Annotated in this window: 16 protein-coding genes and 4 pseudogenes; 13 read left to right on the top strand and 7 right to left on the bottom strand. The window is 41.4% G+C overall.

Translation table 11 applies throughout. The features are described 5' to 3' along the window. Positions 1 to 367: 367 nt before the first annotated feature. The 5 genes and pseudogenes from psbB to AC6IZ0_RS01000 all read left to right on the top strand — a co-directional run bounded on the left by psbB (position 368) and on the right by AC6IZ0_RS01000 (position 5,563). Positions 368 to 1,896 (top strand): annotated as a pseudogene (gene psbB, locus AC6IZ0_RS01020) (photosystem II chlorophyll-binding protein CP47). A gap of 171 nt (positions 1,897 to 2,067) precedes the next feature. Beyond that, positions 2,068 to 2,175, top strand: a complete 108-nt coding sequence (locus AC6IZ0_RS01015) for a photosystem II reaction center protein T (protein ID WP_089093525.1) — start codon at positions 2,068 to 2,070, stop codon at positions 2,173 to 2,175. Positions 2,176 to 2,473: 298 nt separating this feature from the next. Next, a complete protein-coding gene (locus tag AC6IZ0_RS01010; protein ID WP_271733946.1) occupies positions 2,474 to 3,553 on the top strand; it encodes a 30S ribosomal protein S1 in 1,080 nt (359 codons plus the stop codon). 592 nt (positions 3,554 to 4,145) lie between these two features. Further along, entirely contained in the window at positions 4,146 to 4,880 is a 735-nt protein-coding gene (locus AC6IZ0_RS01005) for an HAD family hydrolase (RefSeq protein ID WP_497724734.1), read from the top strand. Positions 4,881 to 4,984: 104 nt separating this feature from the next. Then, positions 4,985 to 5,563, top strand: a complete 579-nt coding sequence (locus AC6IZ0_RS01000) for a Uma2 family endonuclease (RefSeq protein WP_271733944.1) — start codon at positions 4,985 to 4,987, stop codon at positions 5,561 to 5,563. A 9-nt stretch (positions 5,564 to 5,572) separates the two neighbouring features. On the opposite strand, the pseudogene AC6IZ0_RS00995 reads toward AC6IZ0_RS01000, so the two are convergent. Next, positions 5,573 to 6,192, bottom strand: a pseudogene (locus AC6IZ0_RS00995) (class I SAM-dependent methyltransferase). Positions 6,193 to 6,444: 252 nt separating this feature from the next. Between AC6IZ0_RS00995 and arsM the strand changes: the two are divergent. The 4 genes and pseudogenes from arsM (at position 6,445) to nifV (ending at position 10,705) form a co-directional block, all read left to right on the top strand. Then, positions 6,445 to 7,414, top strand: a pseudogene (gene arsM, locus AC6IZ0_RS00990) (arsenosugar biosynthesis arsenite methyltransferase ArsM). Between the two features lie 17 nt (positions 7,415 to 7,431). Further along, positions 7,432 to 8,388, top strand: coding sequence for an inorganic phosphate transporter (locus AC6IZ0_RS00985; protein ID WP_497724733.1), 957 nt, complete (start codon positions 7,432 to 7,434; stop codon positions 8,386 to 8,388). A 75-nt stretch (positions 8,389 to 8,463) separates the two neighbouring features. Next, positions 8,464 to 9,474 (top strand): arsenosugar biosynthesis radical SAM (seleno)protein ArsS, encoded by a 1,011-nt coding sequence (gene arsS / locus AC6IZ0_RS00980; protein ID WP_497724731.1) that lies wholly within the window; start codon positions 8,464 to 8,466, stop codon positions 9,472 to 9,474. Positions 9,475 to 9,589: 115 nt separating this feature from the next. Beyond that, the gene (nifV, locus tag AC6IZ0_RS00975) at positions 9,590 to 10,705 is read left to right on the top strand and encodes a homocitrate synthase (RefSeq protein WP_497724730.1); all 1,116 of its coding nucleotides are present in this window, start codon (positions 9,590 to 9,592) and stop codon (positions 10,703 to 10,705) included. A gap of 36 nt (positions 10,706 to 10,741) precedes the next feature. Here nifV and AC6IZ0_RS00970 read toward each other — a convergent pair whose 3' ends face one another. Beyond that, complete coding sequence (locus tag AC6IZ0_RS00970) at positions 10,742 to 12,328, bottom strand: FAD-dependent oxidoreductase (RefSeq protein ID WP_497724729.1); 1,587 nt, start codon at positions 12,326 to 12,328, stop codon at positions 10,742 to 10,744. A 172-nt stretch (positions 12,329 to 12,500) separates the two neighbouring features. Here AC6IZ0_RS00970 and AC6IZ0_RS00965 point away from each other — a divergent pair, with 172 nt between their 5' ends. Next, entirely contained in the window at positions 12,501 to 13,514 is a 1,014-nt protein-coding gene (locus AC6IZ0_RS00965; RefSeq protein WP_272012089.1) for an IS701 family transposase, read from the top strand. A gap of 211 nt (positions 13,515 to 13,725) precedes the next feature. Beyond that, positions 13,726 to 15,075 carry a 3-phosphoshikimate 1-carboxyvinyltransferase gene (aroA, locus tag AC6IZ0_RS00960; protein WP_497724728.1) on the top strand — a complete coding sequence of 450 codons (1,350 nt, stop codon included), beginning with the start codon at positions 13,726 to 13,728 and terminating at the stop codon, positions 15,073 to 15,075. Positions 15,076 to 15,318: 243 nt separating this feature from the next. Here the strand turns inward: aroA and gatC are convergent, their stop codons facing one another. The 3 genes from gatC to AC6IZ0_RS00945 all read right to left on the bottom strand — a co-directional run bounded on the left by gatC (position 15,319) and on the right by AC6IZ0_RS00945 (position 16,555). After that, the gene (gatC, locus tag AC6IZ0_RS00955; protein WP_271733936.1) at positions 15,319 to 15,612 is read right to left on the bottom strand and encodes an Asp-tRNA(Asn)/Glu-tRNA(Gln) amidotransferase subunit GatC; all 294 of its coding nucleotides are present in this window, start codon (positions 15,610 to 15,612) and stop codon (positions 15,319 to 15,321) included. A gap of 129 nt (positions 15,613 to 15,741) precedes the next feature. Further along, the gene (locus AC6IZ0_RS00950) at positions 15,742 to 16,263 is read right to left on the bottom strand and encodes a photosystem I assembly protein Ycf3 (RefSeq protein ID WP_271733935.1); all 522 of its coding nucleotides are present in this window, start codon (positions 16,261 to 16,263) and stop codon (positions 15,742 to 15,744) included. 166 nt (positions 16,264 to 16,429) lie between these two features. Beyond that, positions 16,430 to 16,555, bottom strand: coding sequence for a hypothetical protein (locus AC6IZ0_RS00945; RefSeq protein WP_417006608.1), 126 nt, complete (start codon positions 16,553 to 16,555; stop codon positions 16,430 to 16,432). 621 nt (positions 16,556 to 17,176) lie between these two features. On the opposite strand from AC6IZ0_RS00945, the gene AC6IZ0_RS00940 reads away from it, so the two are divergent. After that, positions 17,177 to 17,803: a glutathione S-transferase family protein gene (locus AC6IZ0_RS00940; protein WP_497724726.1), complete on the top strand. Its 627-nt coding sequence runs from the start codon at positions 17,177 to 17,179 to the stop codon at positions 17,801 to 17,803. Between the two features lie 42 nt (positions 17,804 to 17,845). Here AC6IZ0_RS00940 and AC6IZ0_RS00935 read toward each other — a convergent pair whose 3' ends face one another. Together AC6IZ0_RS00935 and AC6IZ0_RS00930 are read right to left on the bottom strand one after the other, a co-directional pair. Beyond that, the gene (locus tag AC6IZ0_RS00935; RefSeq protein ID WP_271733933.1) at positions 17,846 to 18,073 is read right to left on the bottom strand and encodes a DUF167 domain-containing protein; all 228 of its coding nucleotides are present in this window, start codon (positions 18,071 to 18,073) and stop codon (positions 17,846 to 17,848) included. Between the two features lie 185 nt (positions 18,074 to 18,258). Then, positions 18,259 to 18,808 (bottom strand): annotated as a pseudogene (locus tag AC6IZ0_RS00930) (DUF2231 domain-containing protein). A 548-nt stretch (positions 18,809 to 19,356) separates the two neighbouring features. On the opposite strand from AC6IZ0_RS00930, the gene AC6IZ0_RS00925 reads away from it, so the two are divergent. Beyond that, positions 19,357 to 20,412, top strand: a complete 1,056-nt coding sequence (locus AC6IZ0_RS00925; protein ID WP_271733931.1) for a hemerythrin domain-containing protein — start codon at positions 19,357 to 19,359, stop codon at positions 20,410 to 20,412. Positions 20,413 to 20,466: the final 54 nt, after the last annotated feature.

Below are 20,466 nucleotides of genomic sequence, written 5' to 3'. Positions count from 1 at the left end.
AATCCTACGATATCAAGTATTGAATTAAGACTATTGCCAAGGCGAAAACCAAGCAATGATAGCGGTAGTCTTTCTTGTAAATCTCAACTTGAGAAATATCGCGTCTGGCTAAGGCGTGCAAGTCTACTGAGGGATAACCGCTCCCATGCTCCCGTTGAAGTAGAAAGTAAAGTCTAGCTTTGTCTAGGTTTTATATAGCAGACTGGCAATAAAAAAAACTCAAAGAGTTGGCTGAATGGCGGTAAAACAGCGACATAGGAGGATTAACCCCACCTAAGCCACTGCAAACCTTAAACGGTTCCGTCCCTCAGAACCTCAGTAAGAAAATTCCTTTGTAAACATAATTCATCGAGGAGGAGCGTAGTCGATGGGACTACCCTGGTACCGAGTACATACAGTCGTTCTGAATGATCCAGGACGGTTGATTTCTGTACACTTGATGCACACAGCCCTAGTTGCAGGCTGGGCTGGTTCAATGGCATTGTACGAACTAGCTATTTATGACCCCAGTGATGCTGTTCTTAACCCGATGTGGCGTCAAGGTATGTTTGTACTACCTTTCATGGCCCGTTTAGGCGTTACCGAATCTTGGGGTGGTTGGAGCGTCACCGGTGGACCTGCAAGTGACCCTGGTTTCTGGTCTTTTGAAGGTGTAGCTGCGGCTCACATCGTCCTTTCCGGTTTATTGTTCCTAGCAGCCGTTTGGCACTGGGTTTACTGGGATTTGGAACTCTTTAGAGATCCTCGCACTGGTGAACCTGCTTTAGATTTGCCAAAAATGTTTGGCATTCACTTGTTCTTATCCGGTCTACTTTGTTTTGGTTTTGGTGCTTTTCACCTCACTGGACTATTTGGCCCTGGTATGTGGGTTTCTGACGCCTACGGAATCACTGGTAGTATTCAGCCAGTAGCGCCAGAATGGGGTCCGGCGGGTTTCGACCCATTTAACCCTGGTGGCGTTGTGGCTCACCATATCGCCGCAGGGGTTGTTGGTATTATTGCGGGTTTATTCCACCTGACAGTTAGACCCCCCGAACGGCTATACAAAGCCCTACGGATGGGGAACATTGAAACCGTACTTTCTAGCAGTATTGCGGCGGTGTTCTTCGCAGCATTTATAGTTGCTGGGACTATGTGGTACGGTAACGCTACCACCCCTATTGAACTGTTTGGACCTACTCGTTATCAGTGGGATCAAAACTACTTCACTCAGGAAATTGAGCGTCGCGTACAAAGCAGTTTGGCTGAAGGCGCTACCCTCTCAGAAGCTTGGGGAGCAATTCCTGAAAAACTGGCTTTCTATGATTATGTGGGTAATAGCCCAGCTAAAGGTGGTCTATTCCGTACAGGCCCAATGGTTAAGGGTGATGGTATCGCCCAATCTTGGCAAGGTCACGCGGTATTCAAAGATGGTGAAGGTCGGGAATTGACCGTGCGTCGTCTACCCAACTTCTTTGAAACCTTCCCAGTGATCTTGACTGATGCTGATGGAGTCATCCGCGCTGATATTCCTTTCCGTCGGGCAGAATCCAAATATAGCTTTGAACAAACTGGTGTTACCGTTAGCTTCTATGGCGGTGACCTAGATGGTCAAACCTTTACAGATCCAGCCGATGTGAAGAAGTACGCCCGTAAGGCTCAAGGTGGCGAAATCTTTGATTTCGACCGCGAAACCTTGAACTCTGACGGTGTATTCCGTACCATCCCAGGGGTTGGTTTACCTTCGGACACGCTGTATTTGCTCTTCTGTTCTTCTTTGGTCATCTCTGGCACGGTTCTCGGACAATCTACCGAGACGTATTTGCCGGTGTTGATGCTGACCTGGAAGAACAAGTTGAATGGGGTCTGTTCCAGAAAGTTGGTGACAAGACCACCCGTGTACGTAAGGAAGCGTAAGCAATTCCTCTGATTTCTGAGGATTAGGGGCTGGGGAATGGTTTTTGCCATAACCCAGTCCCAAGACCTACCCGTAACAAAGACGCTTGATGCCTGGTAATTAGCCACAAAAGTCGTCAAATACTCAAAAACCATAATTACTGACTAATTAATGACGCAGGAGCTTTTAATATGGAAAGCGTTGCATATATCTTGATTTTGGCTTTGGCCATAGGAGTTCTTTTCTTTGCGATCGCATTCCGCGAACCCCCCCGCATCGAAAAGAAAGAAGAAAAATAAACTGCTCTTACCGGAATGTTAAGGGCATTTAAATCTTATTATTCGCCGATCACAATGGTGTGATCGGCGGATATGTCATTTTGTCAATACCCAGGCAGTGTTAAATCAGCATAAAAAAATCATTGCAGTCATAAAATAATATGATATAATCTAATATCTGGAAGTTAATATGTTTTAATACTAGCTTTTATAAGCTAATATAAAAAAAGATGTAGGTGTACCTGCCTCGTAGTGCCTTGCATATACATCACGCCTATGCCACAACCTTTACGGAGACTAGAACCAGGAACAAATCAGCATGGTCAATCAGAACTTAACCGCTACAGAAATTGGATTCACTCACGAAGATTTCGCTGCTCTACTTGATAAGTATGACTATCACTTTAGCCCTGGGGATATTGTCCCGGGCACAGTTTTCAGTATAGAGCCGCGCGGCGCTCTGATTGACATAGGTGCTAAAACAGCAGCCTACATACCTATACAAGAAATGTCTATTAACCGGGTCGATGCCCCGGAAGAAGTTTTACAATCCAACGAAACCAGAGAATTTTTCATCCTGACCGATGAAAACGAAGATGGTCAGCTCACCCTTTCCATTCGTCGCATCGAATATATGCGGGCTTGGGAACGTGTGCGGCAGTTACAAGCAGAAGATGCTACTGTTCGCTCCGGTGTGTTTGCTACTAACCGCGGTGGTGCATTAGTCCGCATTGAAGGATTACGCGGCTTTATCCCCGGCTCTCATATTAGTACCCGCAAAGCCAAAGAAGAATTGGTGGGCGAAGAACTACCATTAAAATTCCTAGAAGTGGACGAAGAACGCAACCGCCTAGTTCTCTCCCACCGTCGAGCGCTGGTTGAGCGCAAGATGAACCGTCTGGAAGTGTGCGAAGTGGTCATCGGTACGGTTCGTGGTATCAAACCCTACGGTGCATTTATTGATATTGGTGGTGTGAGCGGACTGCTACACATTTCGGAAATATCCCACGAGCATATTGATACACCTCACAGCGTATTCAATGTCAATGATGAAGTTAAAGTCATGATCATTGATTTGGATGCAGAAAGAGGTAGGATTTCCCTGTCTACCAAGCAGCTGGAACCAGAACCCGGTGATATGATTAAAAACCGTGATTTGGTTTATGATAAAGCCGAAGAAATGGCGGCTAAGTATCGCGAACAGATGTTAGCTAAACAGCAAGGTATTACCGCTGCGCCTACCGAAGCTGAGGAGGTTGTGGCTGCTGAGGAGGCGCTAGAAGCTACAGCAGAAGCTCCGGCTACAGAAGAAGTATCAGCTGTAACTACAATAGATGCGGAAGCCCCAGTAGCAACCGATTTTGAAGACGATATTCCGTCTGCTGTTGAACAGGAATGATTTGCTCACTTTCTTTGATAAAAATATCGCGGTAAGCGGGAAACTCAGCGGCTTTAGCCCTGACAGGGAGGCGACTTGGTGGTTACAACCACCGTTGTCTTTGCTTGTGAAAAGTAGCCAGTAAGCTAGGCTTAGACTTTAGCCGACTGGGTAGACGGTATTTGACGATCATAGCGAGAGTAAGACTGTGGGGTTAGACCTAAAGTTATTCTGTCAGCAGAATATCAGTGTCTTTAGACCTGAGAGTGTCAATAATGCTTTTGTTAAAACAAGGTTAAAAAAATCCTGGTCACGAAATTCTCAAACATAAAGCCGAGAACCAAGGTCTTATTATAGATTTAGATTCAGGAATTTTTTAACAGGTGCGCGCTTAATTTATCTGGAGTGCATTCCTTGATACCCCCTGGTTGAGAAACAATCTTAAGTTATGTATTTGTTAGCCTTAGTGAGCAAAAAAGTATCGGTTAAAACCTGTTATCTCAGATGACCAAAAGTGCAAAACTCTCATAATTACTCCCATAATTATGGGAGTAATTATCGGAGTTTTTTACTATATTCTCTACTAAAAACTGTTTATATGAGGTGAAATGGCTTGGTAAATATTAAATGTAGAAATATCAGTTTTGATCAGATCGAGGCAGTTTTTTTTGATAAAAATGGTACATTGGAAGACTCAGAAGCCTATTTGCGATCGCTCGGACAAAAAGCAGTGCGGATCATAGACGCGCAAATACCCGGTATTGGCGAGCCCTTATTAATGGCTTTTGGTATCAACAGCGACACCCTAGACCGGGCCGGTTTAATCTCGGTAGCTAGTCGCAGGGAAACAGAAATCGCCGCAGCTGCATATATTGCCGAAACTGGGAGAGGATGGTTTGAGTCTTTAACAATCGCTCGCAAATCCTTAGAGGAAGCGGAAAAATATCTCAGTACCACTCCAGCGCCACTATTTCCAGGTAGTTTAGAGCTATTAAAATCCTTATCAACCGCAGGAATCAAACTGGGGATAATTTCCGCCTCCACCACAGCCGAAGTCAGTGATTTTGTCACCAGATACCAATTGCATGATTACATCCAGGTGCAAAAAGGAGTAGATGACGGACCGAGTAAACCAGATCCCATCTTGTTTTTACAGGCTTGTCAGGCTTTGGGGGTAGAACCTGGTCATAGCTTGATGGTAGGGGATGCGGTCGGTGATATGCAAATGGGGCGTAATGCTCAAGCCGCAGGTTGCATTGGTATTACCTGGGTGGGTCAATCAGATCATGTCCGGGGTGCGGATGTGGTAATTAATCAACTAGATGAAATTCAAATTTTGGCACATTGAGTGATTATTGATGTTTGTCACCTCATTATCACAGAAATAGAAAAAAGTCAATATTAAATGTTAAAATGTGAATACCGGCGATTTTCACATTTGCTATACAAATCATGCAAAACACAGAAACAACCTTACCGCTTCGCCTGTGGACAGTTGAAGAATACCACCGGATGGCTGCGGCTGGGATTTTTGCTGTAGACGAGCGAGTGGAACTTCTAGAAGGAAAGATTATATGGATGATTGCTAAAGGAACAGCTCATAGGTCAGCAGTGGGAAGAACAGATTACTTGCTAAAGAACAGATTAGCAAATCTGGCTTGGGTATCCATTCAAGACCCCATTAAGTTAAATGAAATGTCTGAACCAGAACCAGATATTGCTGTCGTCAAAGTAGATCCTTTAGACTATGCAGACCATCATCCTACACCACCAGAAGTTTATCTGATTATTGAGGTAGCAGATAGTAGTCTGAAAATAGACTGTGACACTAAAGCAAAAGCCTACTCCCAAGCCGGAATTACAGATTATTGGGTGCTAGATGTAACTAGCCGTCAATTACACGTTTTTCGGGAACCCACTCAGTTAGGGTATGAAAGCGCAGCGATTTTGCCAGAAGATGCGACTATTTCCCCCTTGGCGTTTCCTGATTTACAAATTCTAGTTTTAGAAATGCTACCACCAGTTAAGTAATATTTCTGATTAAATCTCAGATGGTTTAGCAAAAATTGTCAGCAAAACAGGACCTAATAAATACTGGTGAGTCACACACAATAATCCCGCCGATGAGCCAAAAACTTCACGTTGTTGAGGGCTATAAAATCTCATCCTCCCATCAGACATTGGTAACACTTGGGCACTGTCTGTTTTTTGGTGGTAATGTCCACTAAATAGAACCGCCCTCCCGGAGAAAGCACCCGCGCTACTTCCCTTAGTACCTGCTCAGGTTCCAAATAGTGTAAGAAGCTGATAGTGCTAAATACAGCATCAAACTCACCTTCACCAAATGGTAAAGATTCCGCTTGACCTTGAATATAAATTAAACGTGGACGGTGGCGATCGCTCTGTCTGGCTATCCGCAACATTTCTGGAGACAAATCTAAACCAGTACCACGGACATCAGGGAATTCATTTAGTAAGCGGTCAAGAAGTTTTCCAGTTCCACAACCCATATCAAGTATATTAGCCCCCCGCGGTAAATCCACATACTCCAATAATCGCTTGTGGATAGCTTGGTAAATTACCGAAGGAAACAGCCAATCATAGCTGGGAGCCCATTGATCAAACAGGCGCTTTTTGTTGCTCAAAAAGTTAGAAGTCATACATCAATCACCCTTGTATCTGGTTAAAACTCAAAGGGAGTAACCCCTCTCAAGTGTTACTCAAGTTCAGGGGTAGATGCAACGAGTGGGGAAAACATCACTAATTATCCGAATTTTAGTCATAGTACTTGAAGAAATAACTAATTACAGATAAGAATCGATAAATCTGCACTTGTTTGATTTAAATCATGATTAGCTATATTAGGATGCACAAGGCCGCATCTAGACACAACATATCAGACCAAAACTATAATGACCTATCTAGAAACAGCAGCACAGTTTTACAGTCAAGTTGCACAAACACCAGAAGTGGGACTGTGTTGTGTCCAAACTACACCCGTGCAACTCCCAGGGCTGAAAATTCCCCGGGAAATGCAGGAAATGAACTATGGTTGTGGTACCACCGTTCACCATAATGAACTTTCCAACCAACCCACGGTGATGTATGTCGGTGTGGGTGGTGGATTGGAAGCACTGCAATTCGCTTATTTTTCTCGTTATCCAGGTGCTGTAATTGCCATTGAACCAGTTGCAGCTATGCGAGAAGCCGCCGCACGTAATCTAGAAATTGCCGCTAGAGAAAACCCTTGGTTTGATCCCAGCTTTGTAGAAATTCGGGAAGGCGACGCTTTTAATCTGCCCGTAGGTGATGCTAGGGTCGATATTGTGGCGCAAAATTGCCTTTTTAACATTTTTGAGCCAGAAGACTTAAGCCGTGCTTTAAAAGCCGCATATCGAGTTTTAAAATCAGGTGGACGCTTGCAGATGAGCGACCCCATTGCTACCCGTGCAATTCCTGCTCATTTACAACAGGATGAGAGACTACGTGCTATGTGTTTATCCGGGGCGCTCACTTATGAGGAATATACTCAAAGTATCGTTAATGCCGGTTTTGGTCAAATTGAAATTCGCGCCCGCCCGCCCTTACCGTCTGCTAGATTCCCACACTTACAACTTAGAAACACATCTCCTGTTAGAAAGTCTTGATTCTGTTGCTTTTAAAGTTGATATTCCCGAAGATGGCCCTTGTATATTTACCGGGAAAACGGCAATTTATGCTGGTATAGAATCTTGTTTTAATGATGGGGATGGACATCTGCTACAGCGTGGTATTCCCGCAGCAGTCTGTGATAAAACTGCGGCTAAACTGGCCGCCTTCAAGCCAGCAGAAATTTTAATCACCGATTCTACCTGGTACTATAGCGGTGGTGGTTGCTGTTAACTCTGAACGCCCCAAAAATGTTAATAATTAGTTTATTTTTGGCTACGCTTTTTTTAGCTTATTCCCATGGAGCCAACGACAACTTTAAAGGTGTAGCAACACTGTTTGGTAGCTGTACAATCAGTTACCAAACAGCAATTTTGTGGGCAAGTTTTACAACTTTTGCTGGTGCTGTAGCTGCGGTATTCTCGGCAAGTACATTAGTACCAAGGTTTACGGCTCAAGGTATATTTCCAGATGCGATCGCTAATGCACCAGAAATCCATTTAGCTGTAGCCATCACCACCGGTTTAACCTTGCTATTTGCTGCCATCACAGGATTTCCCATTTCCACAACTCACACTATCACAGGTGCTATACTGGGGGCGGGGTTAGTGGCTATTGGACTCAAGGTTAACTTTGCAGTTTTGGGCAGCTTATTTATTTTACCCCTCTTTCTCAGTCCTATTATTGCTATTTGTTTAGCAGCAGGAATTCATCGATTCTTCCAATACATCGGTTCTAAAGTTCACCTGCAACCCGACGAAAAAATAGTTAATATTTGCCACTTGATCAGTGCAGGTATTATCAGTTTTACCAGAGGTTTAAATGATACTCCTAAGATTGTTTCCCTCATTTTAATTATTGATTATTTTTCGGTTCAAGGAGGAATGTTAACCATAGCAATGGCCATGGGACTCGGTGGTTTACTCAACTCCCAAAAAATTGCCGAAACTATGGGCGAAAAAATTGCCGACATCAATCATAACCAGGGACTATCTGCAAATATAGTAACTGGGATTTTAGTAATAGCCTCTAGTTATTTTGGTCTGCCTATTTCCACTACTCAAGTTTCAGTTAGTTCTATTTTTGGTGTAGGACTGATTGACAACCAATCTAATTTCCGCGTCTTTGGTCAGATTTTATTATCGTGGGTTTTAACTTTACCCATTGCCATGATGATTAGTGGAATTATTTACAGATTATTACAATGACAGTAAAAAGTACTATAAGTTAGATAAACCTTCGATAAACCATAATAATGTTAACTAATTTGGGAATATAAAATCATGTCAAATATTCAAACGAATATATTCACACCAGTCATAACATCATTTAAAGATAAACTTACTTCTCCTCTGACAAAAAAAAGTATTTCTGTTCTCCAAATTAATTTAGGTAGGCGGTGTAATCTTGCTTGTAATCACTGTCATGTCGAAGCCAGTCCGAAACGTGTAGAAGAACTTTCTCCCGAAATTTGCCAACAGTTAATTACTTTAATCCACCAGTTCCCGGAGATTGAGATTGTAGATTTAACTGGTGGCGCTCCAGAAATGAATTATGGATTTAAGCCCTTGGTAGAAGCGGCAAAATCTACAGGTAAGCAGGTGATTGTCAGGTCTAATTTAACAATTTATTTTGAAGAGGGTTTTGGTGATTTACCGGAATATTTTACCAAACACCAAGTAAGAGTTGTTGCTTCTTTACCTTGCTACCTGGCGGAGAATGTTGATCAAATGCGCGGTCATGGTGTTTTTGATGCTTCAATTACAGCCTTACAATGGCTGAATCAACTCGGTTATGGCAAGAAATCTGATTTAATTTTGGACTTAGTATATAATCCACCTTTACCTACTAGCGAAAAGTTCTCTTTAGCCCCTGAGCAAACTAAACTAGAAGGAGATTACAAAAGGTTCTTGCAAGAGCATTTTGATATTGTGTTTAACAACTTATTTACCATCACTAATCTACCGGTTGGCAGAACTAAAATATATTTAGAAAGAAAAAGTCTGCATACTAGCTACTTACAGTTTTTAGAGTCCCATTTTAATCACAGTACAGTTGAGCACTTAATGTGTGGTAATGAACTGTCGGTTGACTACCTCGGTAATGTCTATGATTGTGATTTTAATCAAATGATGAACCTACCAGCTAAAACTGGTAATGGTGAATCATTAACAGTCAGTAAATTGCTAGAGTCTGGAACTTTAGACTTAATTACTGAAATTCAAACAGCTAACTATTGTTATGGCTGTACTGCTGGTTGCGGTTCCAGTTGTGGTGGGGCTTTGATTGAATAGAAATGTAAAATTGTATTTTGACTTACTTAAAAATTCCGGAGAATAATTGTAATTTTACTTACTTTTTTGGGGAAACTTCTGTATATTAAGGTATGATGTCACAGACACTAAAGAAATGAGTAGAATTGTAATTAACGATACAACTCTCCGGGATGGAGAGCAAGCCGCTGGTGTGGTGTTTAACTTACAAGAAAAAATAGCGATCGCCCAATTACTGGATGCGATTGGAGTTCATGAGCTAGAAGTTGGAACCCCCGCCATGGGTGAAACAGAACAACAAGCCATAAACAAAATTGTCAACTTAGGTTTACAAGCTCAACTCCTGGGTTGGAACCGCGCCGTAATTTCCGACATTCAAGCTAGCATAGATTGTGGTTTGCAGCGAGTGCATATATCCATCCCTGTATCAGCAATTCAAATAAATGCTAAATTTCAGGGTAAATGGCAGTTAGTTTTACAAAAACTGCGAGACAGTATCAACTTTGCCCTTGATCATGGACTGTTTGTTTCCGTAGGTGGGGAAGATGGCTCTAGAGCGGAAGAAAAATTCCTCTTAGATGTAGCACTTGATGCTCAAGAATGTGGCGCATCAAGGTTTCGTTTTTGTGATACAGTGGGAGTCCTGGATCCTTTCAATACTTACACGCAAGTTAAAAAATTAGTAAACGCATTGTCTATACCTGTAGAAATGCATACCCACAATGATTTTGGTTTAGCCACAGCCAACACTCTAGCCGGGATCAAGGCGGGTGCTTTATCAGCAAATACCACAGTTAATGGTTTAGGTGAAAGAGCAGGAAATGCTGCTTTAGAAGAAGTTGTTATGGCTCTCAAACACATCCATAATAGTAATTTAGGCATTGATACTGCTCACTTATGGGAAATATCCCGACTGGTAGCATCAGCATCAGGCCACAATGTACATCCCTGGAAAGCAATAGTGGGGGAAAATAGTTTTGCTCATGAATCAGGTATTCATGGTCATGGTGTACTGCAAAATCCTCATACTTACGAACCCTTTGCTCCCGAAGAGGTAGGTGGGGAGAGGCGTTTACTTCTGGGTAAACATTCTGGCAGGCATTTATTATTAAACTTGTTGCAGCAGCATGGTATTTCTCTAAACCCAGAAGCAACGAAATCTGTTTTAGAGGCGGTGCGACAAGCGTCTATGGATCACAAACGGAGTTTAACTACCCAAGAAGTCTTGGATTTAGCACAAACACACCAGTAGACTCAATACTTGGGCGGATATTTATGATAATTGCCGTTAAACATCAAAGTAGTCACTACCAGAACCATATTTCCAAGCATCAACTAAACGATGCCAATAATATTTCTGTTCTGCGGGTTGATTGTTAATCCATGTTTGTAATATGGGGGTTAACTGAAATAAAGCAGTGTAAACCCCTAAATTAGTGTAATGTACTATCCAGTCCACTAAGCTGAGTATACCAACTTGTGGAATAATTTTAGCCACTAATAGCGGATGCAATAAACCAGTTCTTAACAGTGTTTTTGTCAGTCCTGAAAATTGCACCACATCTTGCAAAAATGGTTTCAAAACTGGTGTCCCTAGTTGTTGCATTTCCTGAAACACAGACCGGAGTAGTTCGTTAATTTGCTCTGGGGGGATTTTCTGATTTACACCCACACTCATGGCTTTTTGAAACAACCAAGTTACTGTGAGATTTGGTTGATAGGGTTGCAGCAGTGCTAAGTTTTGGGCGGATAATTGATTAGTTTGCAGTGCTTCATGAATCCCAAATGTTAACCGCTTGAGGTGACGTATCATCGCCCCAAAGCCGCCAAAACTTAGGGGAGATTGACTACCACTGCTGTCTCCCACGGTTAACAGGCGGTTCCAAGGGGTTTTAATCGGACTTTCCCGATAGCTCGGAAAGAAGCCAAACAGCGCTCGTTGAAATTGCAATTGGTTTAATTCCACACCCTGATATTCTGGTAGTAGTCGCAGATATTCCTCGAATAATTCAGCTAAACTCAAGCGCTGTGGTTCTGCATCCATGTAGGTAAATAAGTAAGTGGTTCTACCGTCTTTGGCTGGGAACGCTTCCCAAAAGTATTGACATTGATTTTCTAAGGATGTGAAGGAAAATAATAAGTCGCCAGTGGTATTTACTGGGAAACCTTGGGCGCAAGTTCCTACTACTAAGCACAAAGCATCTGGTTTTTTACCTTGGCGTGCTTGTCTGGTAATGGGAGAAAAGTTTCCCATAGCATCGATTAATAATCTAGTTTTATATTGGTTATTGACTATGACTCCCTCTGGATGAACTATAGCTTGAGTGAAGGGTGTATTTTCTAATAACTTACCCCCAGCAGCGATAAATCGGTTTTTTAATGTATCTAGTAGGTAAACTGGATCTACGCCGATATTTAAGACATCTTCTACCCAGATTTCGGTACCACCGGCAAAACTTACCCGTGCTGGGTTATATTTAGTAGCGATCGCCTGTTCTAATTCTGCGGTACTCAGTAGGTTTAATTCTAGAAATACTTGCAATTCGGGGCGGGAAATATTCCACTCTTGTACTCTCCCCCGTAAAATTCCCCTTTCTATTAACGCTACCCGCAGTCCCTTTACTGCTAAGGCGCAACCAATTAAAATCCCTAAAGTCCCACCACAGACAATTACATCCCAGTCTACAGCTTCTAATGGTTGCTGACTGTGTTTAACTACTGTGGGGACTGGTGCTGTATTTTCTCTCAAAGATTCTAGCAGGCGATCGCCTTGACGTAAAGCTCCCAGAACATCACCTGGTACTTGAGAGAGAATTTTTTCAGTTAAATAGGACTTACGCAACTGGCACAGGCGATCGCTACGCAGAGCTTGCATCAGTGTGTAGCAATTGCTAAATGAAAGCACATTGGTATTATATAAGTGATGTCAATGGCACGGGGGGATGCCTAGTGCAGTTGATAGTAAAAAAGTATGAATAAAACCAGATTCAGATAGCGATTCATGAGAAAATAGGTAGAGGGTGTAAGAGATAATGTTGGTGATGAGCATGAGATTTACAAAGCTTAATTACTGCCAATACTTATTAAGCAGTCAAATTAATTACACGATTACCAATTTAGCAGAGCATTTAGAGCAGATTAGCCATGATGCAATTAATTATTATTTGAAGAGAGAAAAGCTAACACCTAGGTTACTATGGGAAAATGTGAAAGACATAATTGAGGAAGATGCCAATGGTTACATAATATTTGATGATAGCGTTTTAGACAAAAGATATTCTCAAGAAATAGAGATGGTGAGGAGACAATATAGTGGGAATGAACATGGTGTAGTCAAAGGAATTGGTGTGGTTAGTTGTGTATATGTGAACCCTCAATTTAAAAGATTTTGGGTAGTAGATTATCGAATTTTTAATCCTGATGTGGATGGTAAAACCAAGATAGACCATGTGAAGGATATGCTGTCAAACCTGGTGTATCAAAAGCTTTTACCGTTTGATACGGTGTTGATGGACACGTGGTATGCGGTAAACAGTTTAATGCTTTATATTGATAGTCTAGAGAAAGTTTATTATTGCCCTTTAAAAAATAATCGGTTAGTTGATGATACATTGGGTAAAGAAAAATATAAACGAATTGAATTATTAGAATGGAGCGAAGAAGAATCAGAATGTGGTAAAATCATAAAAATTAAAGGATTTCCCGCCCAGAAAAAAGTGAAATTATTCCGGGTTGCTGTTTCTAACAACAGAACGGATTATGTCGCTACCAACGATTTATCTCAAAGTTCCACGAATGTTGTACAAGAAGTGTGTAAAATTCGTTGGAAAATTGAGGAGTTTCACAGAGAGATTAAACAACTAACAGGGATTGAATCTTGTCAATGTCGTAAAGCTAGGCTTCAAAGAAATCATATTGCTTGTGCAATGTTGGTTTGGATTAGATTAAAGAATTTAGCCTATCAAACTGGCCAAACTGTTTATCAAATCAAGCATAATTTGCTGTCTAATTATTTAATACAGCAACTCAAACGCCCAAGTATTCCTATGTGCTTGGTTTAATTGAAATTGTCCCGTGGCGCGGCTCCCTCCGCTCCCTATTTGTGCCAGTTGCGTAAGTCCTGTTAAAGATGGGGACATATAAAGTTGATGTCAACAGACTACTAATATTCATCCTATCTTTGACTGGCTGAAAACCCCTGACAACAAAGTGGTTGCGTATTCACGACATGCAAACACAAACAAGTAATAAAAGTTGATTTTAGGTAACCTCATGTCCGCTGCTGTCATAACTTTAGAAACTCAAACAGACCAGTCTCACAAGTTAATTATCCACCCTCCCTCTACTGGTCTGTCTTTACACGGTTGTATTCGTGTCCCGGGTGATAAGTCCATATCACACCGTGCTTTAATGTTAGGAGCCATCGCCCATGGTGAAACCCAGATTGAAGGGCTGCTTTTAGGCGAAGACCCCCGTAGCACTGCTAGCTGTTTTCAAGCTATGGGGGCGCAAATTTCTGAACTGAACACCGAATTAGTCCGGGTTCAGGGGATTGGTTTGGGACAACTCCAAGAACCAATGGATGTGTTGAATGCTGGCAACTCTGGTACTACACTCAGACTGATGTTAGGGCTTTTAGCATCTCATCCAGGGCGGTTTTTTACGGTTACAGGTGATAGTTCTTTGCGATCGCGCCCGATGTCCCGTGTGGTTCAACCCTTACAACAAATGGGGGCGGAAATTTGGGGGCGTAAGGGTAATTCTTTAGCACCCTTAGCAATTCAAGGTCAAGCCCTCAAACCGATTCATTATCATTCTCCCATCGCCTCGGCCCAAGTTAAATCTTGCCTATTACTTGCAGGTTTATTAACCCCAGGACAAACCACCATCACAGAACCCGCCCTTTCTCGTGACCACAGCGAGCGGATGTTACGGGCTTTTGGTGCTGAACTGACTATTGACCCAGACACCAATAGCGTCACTTTGAAGGGACCTGTCCAATTACACGGACAAAAAGTTATTGTCCCCGGGGATATCAGTTCCGCAGCCTTTTGGTTAGTAGCTGGGGCAATTGTACCTGATTCTGAATTACTGATAGAAAACGTCGGTGTTAATCCCACTCGCACCGGGATATTAGAGGCTTTAGCACTCATGGGAGCCAATATTCAACTGGAAAACCAGCGGGAAGTCGCTGGGGAACCGGTCGCAGATTTAAGAGTGCGTTCGAGTGGTTTAAAAAGCTGCACCATTGCGGGGGATATTATTCCCAGAATGATTGATGAAATCCCTATCCTAGCAGTAGCAGCAGTATTTGCCACCGGCACAACCATTATTCGAGATGCTGCGGAATTACGAGTCAAAGAAAGCGATCGCATTACTGTGATGGCGCAGCAACTCAATAAAATGGGCGCAAAAGTTAATGAATTACCCGACGGTATGGAAATTACTGGCGGTACGCCCTTAGTCGGTACTGATGTGGATAGTCATACAGATCATCGCATTGCCATGAGTCTGGCGATCGCATCTCTGGTTTCTACTGGGATCACCACCATTCACCGAGCCGAAGCAGCAGCCATTTCTTACCCCAACTTCACAGCCACACTTACAAAAGTGCTGTGTTAGTTTGCGAGTTAAACAGGGGATAATTTCCTCCTGTCTATAAACACAGATAAATTATCTGTGTTTATCTTTAATTTAATGTTCTTTTAACTACTTCATTGCCCTTATGAGGGGCATTAAAATCAATTGCAAGGCATTTTGGTACAATCCGAGTCAGGACAAGCCCAAGAAATATACAAAACCATGGCTATTAAAACTTGGGATGGTTTTCACCACAAACGGAGCGCCAAAAAAAGGCAATTATCCCTACTCGTTGCTATTCAAAATTTTTGGGACTTTAAAAAATTCCCCTTCTTGTTCCGGCGCACTATTAAGAATGGCTTCTCGCTCAGGATATGGTTGTAACTCATCTTTTCGAGTCACATTACTAACATCAATCGCCCTTGTGGTCGGCAACACATCACTCACATCTACTTCATTCAACTGTTCCACGTATTCCAGAATACTTCCCAGTTGGGTGGTAAATTTCTCCTCCTCTTGTGCTGTTAATTCTAACCGAGCTAGAAGAGCTACTTTATGAACTTGTTCCCGATCAATCATGGTTTCTCAATGGTTAATTTTTTTCTTATGCTCAATGGGAGAGACAAACCCGCCCCGCCTCCCTTGTGGAGGTGGGGGTGAGTTTCTTGGTATTGGGTTTCGCAAAGCTTTAACCCAACCTAGAGAATATTAAAAGAATACGTCAATTTGCATACGTCCGGTAGTTTTCAGCCAGTTCTGGGCTTCAATGTAATTATTAGGAGCCATGCGAATCGCTCTAATCCAATAATCTGCCGCTTGATCAAAAAATGCTTCGCCAGCGTCATTATCCCCAGCTTCTTTGGCCTTTTCACCTTGATAATGGTAAATCACCGCAATGTTATTCAAGGCCTGGGGTAAACGTGGATTTAATTCAATCGCTTGGTGATACATTTTTAAAGCTGTATCGTGGTCACCATTACTGGCATAGATTAGCCCCATATTGTAATGAATATACGCGCGATCATTACTGTCTTCCTCTAGTGTCAGCGCTTCTTCATAGTACTCTAAGGCTTCAGCATATTCTCCTTCAGCCTGGGCTGACATCCCATCTCGGTAATACACAAATGCTTCTTTAGCTTTCTTGTTGGTGGGGAGGATTTTCAGGATGATATCCGCCATCACTGTAAAGGATTTGTCAATGAAATTATCGTTTTTCTGTGTTCTTGGCATATTTGCCTCTATGGTTATACAGCAATTGGCGTGAAGCACCCACAGACTTCGCCTTCGCTAAGTCCGGTTCAAGGACTGTGAACAGCTATTCTCAGGAAGTGGGTGATCTTCACTCAGAGGAATGATACACTCAGCATAATTATGTCGAGAATTGTTCACCAAGCTATTAACTGGGTAGCCAGTCATTACTTGAACTTGATATGGACACAATAGCTGCTGTAGTGTTTGGCGGTGTTGCCATTTGGGGATTTAAGCACAAATCGTCATCTTGTGGAGCCAAAATAACCGGCATACGATGATGAATTGGTTGGACTAATTCATTAGCTGCCGTTGTTAAAATTGTACAAGATTTAATTTACTCGCCTTGGCAGTTCTCCTGTGGAGGTTGCCATACTTCCCAGAAACCAGCCAAGGCTCGGTGCTTGAATACTGAGCTTACCCTGGTTTTTCCTTAACTTTTTCTACCCTAGCATTGATAAGCTTCACACCCATTTGGTGAATTTTCGCCCAAGCAGATATTCAGCCCCCATTTAACTGCTGCAATTCACGCTTGTGAGTTTCAGGATTATTTAGTACAGTTGCCACTTTTTGCGTAACTGCAATGTTATATTGAGCAACTAAATCTCGAATTTTATCTAACCGAAATCACGAAATTAAAGCCGCTGATGACTGATTTAAAGTAAATATTCCCTAGATAGTTTTATCTTACTCCACTGAATAAAATCGCAATTTTAAACACCAGCATTAAATAATACTATCATTTCTGTTATTTGTGGTTTTTTTATATAATTTAATCAGATGTGAATATGCTGCATATTCACAATATATATCCTGTTTTTCCAACTTTGTTTCGTAATATATTGTATTTTAGTGCATCACTTATTTTGATATTGATTGTTATATTCTTATTCACATGAAAATTCTCAAACTGTATGATTTCTTACCATCTGGTAATAGCTACAAGGTGCGACTTTTATTAACACAAATGGGTATGCCATTTGAGACAGTAACCATTGACATTTTGAAAGGAGAGTCTCGCACACCGGAATTTTTAAGTAAGAATCCTAACGGGAAAATACCAGTTTTAGAAATTGATACTGGTAAGTATTTGGCAGAATCAAATGCTATATTAATGTATTTGAGTGAAGGTACAGAATTTTTACCATATGATCGCTTTTTCAGAGCACAAGTATTGCAATGGTTATTTTTTGAACAATCTAGTCATCAACCTTTTATCGCTAAATCAAGATTTTGGCTCTCTATTTTAGGTAAACCTGAGGAATATCGCACAGCTATAGAACAACAACGTGACCCTGGGTATGCAGCACTAAAGGTTATGGAAAATCATTTGATGACTCATGAGTTTTTTGTGAGCGATCGTTATACAATTGCCGACATTGCCTTGTTTGCTTATACTCATGTGGCACATGAAGGAGGTTTTGATTTGACAAATTTCCCTAGTATCAAAGCGTGGATCAAACGAGTAAAATCTCAATCTAGATATATTGCCATTACACAAGATATCAATTTTATTGAATAGAAAACTCACTGGTAGATTGTACTAGATATAACAATAAAGCAATTAATTATCTGTATCAATTTCAATCAGCTTTTGCCGAGAGGATAAACCAGATTTAATACTAATCCGAGATTTTGATACCTTAAACTTTTCCGCTAAGAGTTTAATTAATTCCTCATTGGCTTTACCATCTACTGGGGGTGACTTTAATTTGACAGTCAAACTCCCGTCACTTTGTTCTTCAATTTTTTGTTCTTTACAATTAGGTTTAACTTTAACTCTTCTTTGCATATCCCATTATTGTTAGTTATATATCCTATTTATAATATATAGTTACAAGTCCTGTTTCCTGATGGCGAGCAAAATAGCCAAGATGAGAGCTGACAAACCTTGAGGAGTGATTGAATTCAGAATCTCTCTGTATTTAGACCCACAAGTGTGAGGAGGATTAGTTATTAACCCTCCATCACAAAGAACTAGGGATATCTTCTGCTACCAGCACCTACTACACCAATTTTGTGCCGATAGGAAAGTTCAGCCCCAAACCAACCAGTGATACTTGTGAGCGTACCCACAACTAGGGACAGGAAGAATCCCCAAGGTAATATTCGGGCTTCAGCATCGCCCAGACGTAAAATTAAGTTGATGGATGTTAACGCTAAAATAGTGACATTAAGAAATAAGTGCATCCAGACCGGCGGTGCGCTTGCGAACACGTTCAATTTTCAAAAAGTCACTCATCCCTGTGATGGCGGCGATGAGTCCTCCTATAAGTCCGAGTCCAATTAACCATAGTGAAGCTCTGGCCCAGAAAAAATCCTTAGTTAACCAATAGGCGAAGTCACTCCCCAGTCCGCCAGCTAAAAAGGCTATGGGAAAAATCATTGTTAGGGGGTGTAAAGGATGTCCAGCGATCGCCACTGTGCTAGGTACACCGCTATCTTGATACTCTCTGTTGTCGCTTTCAATAATTGGTGGGATATTTGGAAATGGTGTGGAATTGGATTCTGTTCCTGTACTTTCCATGATTTATTATCCTATTTTTAGCTAAAAGAAATTTGTTGAATATGAGCCGGTGGTATATGTAAGGTTAATTTCTCGGATTTGATGTTTATTGAGTGAGAACTTATGAAAATAACTTCATCCCCAACATCAAAATTAATTCTCTGGCTTGGTTAAATGTCTGAATATACCTATCCATTAGGATGCTCTAGTATTATTGGAGAAAATCTATTTCAGTATCCTTGAGTCAATTTATAAAAATTGCCAAAAATTTTTATCTTCCCTGTGGGGTATTTACAGCTATACAGTTATATTTCCCCAAGTATAATTCTAATCTTTTTGTATATATATAGCAATCCTAAATGATTCATGAACAATTTCTGTTCCCTGTTCCCTGTTCCCTGTTCCCTTTCCTCACTCATAATTTCTCAAGTCAAATAGGATGACTATATCTGATTTTTATATCTTGAGTTGTGAAGGCGATCATTCAAAAGAAAGATGTAACTTACATAAATTATATGTCACTCTTAGACAGAGTAATAATACGAAATAATTTCAGAGGAGAACTGGAGATGGTAACGACATTAGATGATACCAAACGAAATGCTATCGGCATAAAATTGGCAAGTATGCAACTAATTCAACAGTTGCTTATAGAAAATGAGCAACTGTTTTTGACGCAATCAACAGATGTGGAAATATCTGAACGTCTCCGGAAGATGCTAGAAGATGACCAGAAAAATCAAGGGGTTCTGGAAACTACAATTATTCAGTATGGCATCCGAAAAGAACCAGAACCAATGGTTCAAGAAATGTGTAATCAAGTCCGGGAATTAATGCAGGGATCTCAATTGAGTTTTTATGAAAAAATATTTCAACATGAATTATTAAAACATCAACAGGTAATGTGTGGTGTACTGATTCACAAGGCGGCTCAAAAGGTTGGTGCTGATGTCATGGCCGCCATTAGCCCTTTGAATACGGTTAACTTTGAAAACCGCGCTCACCAAGAACAACTCAAAGGTTTTTTAGAGGTTTTAGGTGTGCGTGAACTGACTGGACAAAATGCAGATCAAGGGATTTGGGGACGAGTTCAAGATGCGATCGCAGCCTTTAGTGGTGCGGTAGGTAGCGCGGTTACCCAAACCAGTGACAAAAAAGATATGAATATCCAGGATGTTATCCGCATGGATCACAATAAGGTGAATATCCTGTTTACAGAATTACTACAAAGCAACGATCCCCAAAAGATTCAGGAGTATTTTGGTCAAGCTTACAAAGACCTGACGACTCATACCGAAGCTGAACAGGAAGTTGTTTACCCCAGAGTACGTTCTTTCTATGGTGACTCCGACACCCAAGAACTTTATGATGAACATGCTCACATAAAACGGCTGTTAGAAGAAATCCGCGCTATTAATCCCTCGGATGCGGAATTTAAAGATAGAGTCAGAAATTTGATGGATATTGTCGGCGATCATATTCGTCAAGAAGAAACCACAATGTTTGCTGCTATTCGTAATAACTTGAGTACTGAACAAACTGAGCAACTGGCGACACAATTTAAAGCCGCTAAAAGCAAAATTCAAGCAAGATTGGGGGGTAGTACAACCGGAGCGAATGTTTAGCTAAGTCGCCCTCATTCATTGATGAAGGTGATTAAAAGGATTTGAAACCCACTT

The sequence above is a fragment of the Anabaenopsis sp. NIES-4685 genome (assembly GCF_059725405.1).
This window is presented reverse-complemented; position numbering and strand designations above follow the sequence as displayed.

Coding starts and splice junctions, on each gene's coding strand:
- AC6IZ0_RS01015 (WP_089093525.1), top strand. CDS start 2,068: ATGGAAAGCGTTGCATATATCTTGATTTTGGCTTTGGCCATAGGAGTT.
- AC6IZ0_RS01010 (WP_271733946.1), top strand. CDS start 2,474: ATGGTCAATCAGAACTTAACCGCTACAGAAATTGGATTCACTCACGAA.
- AC6IZ0_RS01000 (WP_271733944.1), top strand. CDS start 4,985: ATGCAAAACACAGAAACAACCTTACCGCTTCGCCTGTGGACAGTTGAA.
- AC6IZ0_RS00985 (WP_497724733.1), top strand. CDS start 7,432: ATGTTAATAATTAGTTTATTTTTGGCTACGCTTTTTTTAGCTTATTCC.
- arsS (WP_497724731.1), top strand. CDS start 8,464: ATGTCAAATATTCAAACGAATATATTCACACCAGTCATAACATCATTT.
- nifV (WP_497724730.1), top strand. CDS start 9,590: ATGAGTAGAATTGTAATTAACGATACAACTCTCCGGGATGGAGAGCAA.
- AC6IZ0_RS00970 (WP_497724729.1), bottom strand. CDS start 12,328: ATGCAAGCTCTGCGTAGCGATCGCCTGTGCCAGTTGCGTAAGTCCTAT.
- AC6IZ0_RS00965 (WP_272012089.1), top strand. CDS start 12,501: ATGAGATTTACAAAGCTTAATTACTGCCAATACTTATTAAGCAGTCAA.
- aroA (WP_497724728.1), top strand. CDS start 13,726: ATGTCCGCTGCTGTCATAACTTTAGAAACTCAAACAGACCAGTCTCAC.
- gatC (WP_271733936.1), bottom strand. CDS start 15,612: ATGATTGATCGGGAACAAGTTCATAAAGTAGCTCTTCTAGCTCGGTTA.
- AC6IZ0_RS00950 (WP_271733935.1), bottom strand. CDS start 16,263: ATGCCAAGAACACAGAAAAACGATAATTTCATTGACAAATCCTTTACA.
- AC6IZ0_RS00945 (WP_417006608.1), bottom strand. CDS start 16,555: ATGCCGGTTATTTTGGCTCCACAAGATGACGATTTGTGCTTAAATCCC.
- AC6IZ0_RS00940 (WP_497724726.1), top strand. CDS start 17,177: ATGAAAATTCTCAAACTGTATGATTTCTTACCATCTGGTAATAGCTAC.
- AC6IZ0_RS00935 (WP_271733933.1), bottom strand. CDS start 18,073: ATGCAAAGAAGAGTTAAAGTTAAACCTAATTGTAAAGAACAAAAAATT.
- AC6IZ0_RS00925 (WP_271733931.1), top strand. CDS start 19,357: ATGGTAACGACATTAGATGATACCAAACGAAATGCTATCGGCATAAAA.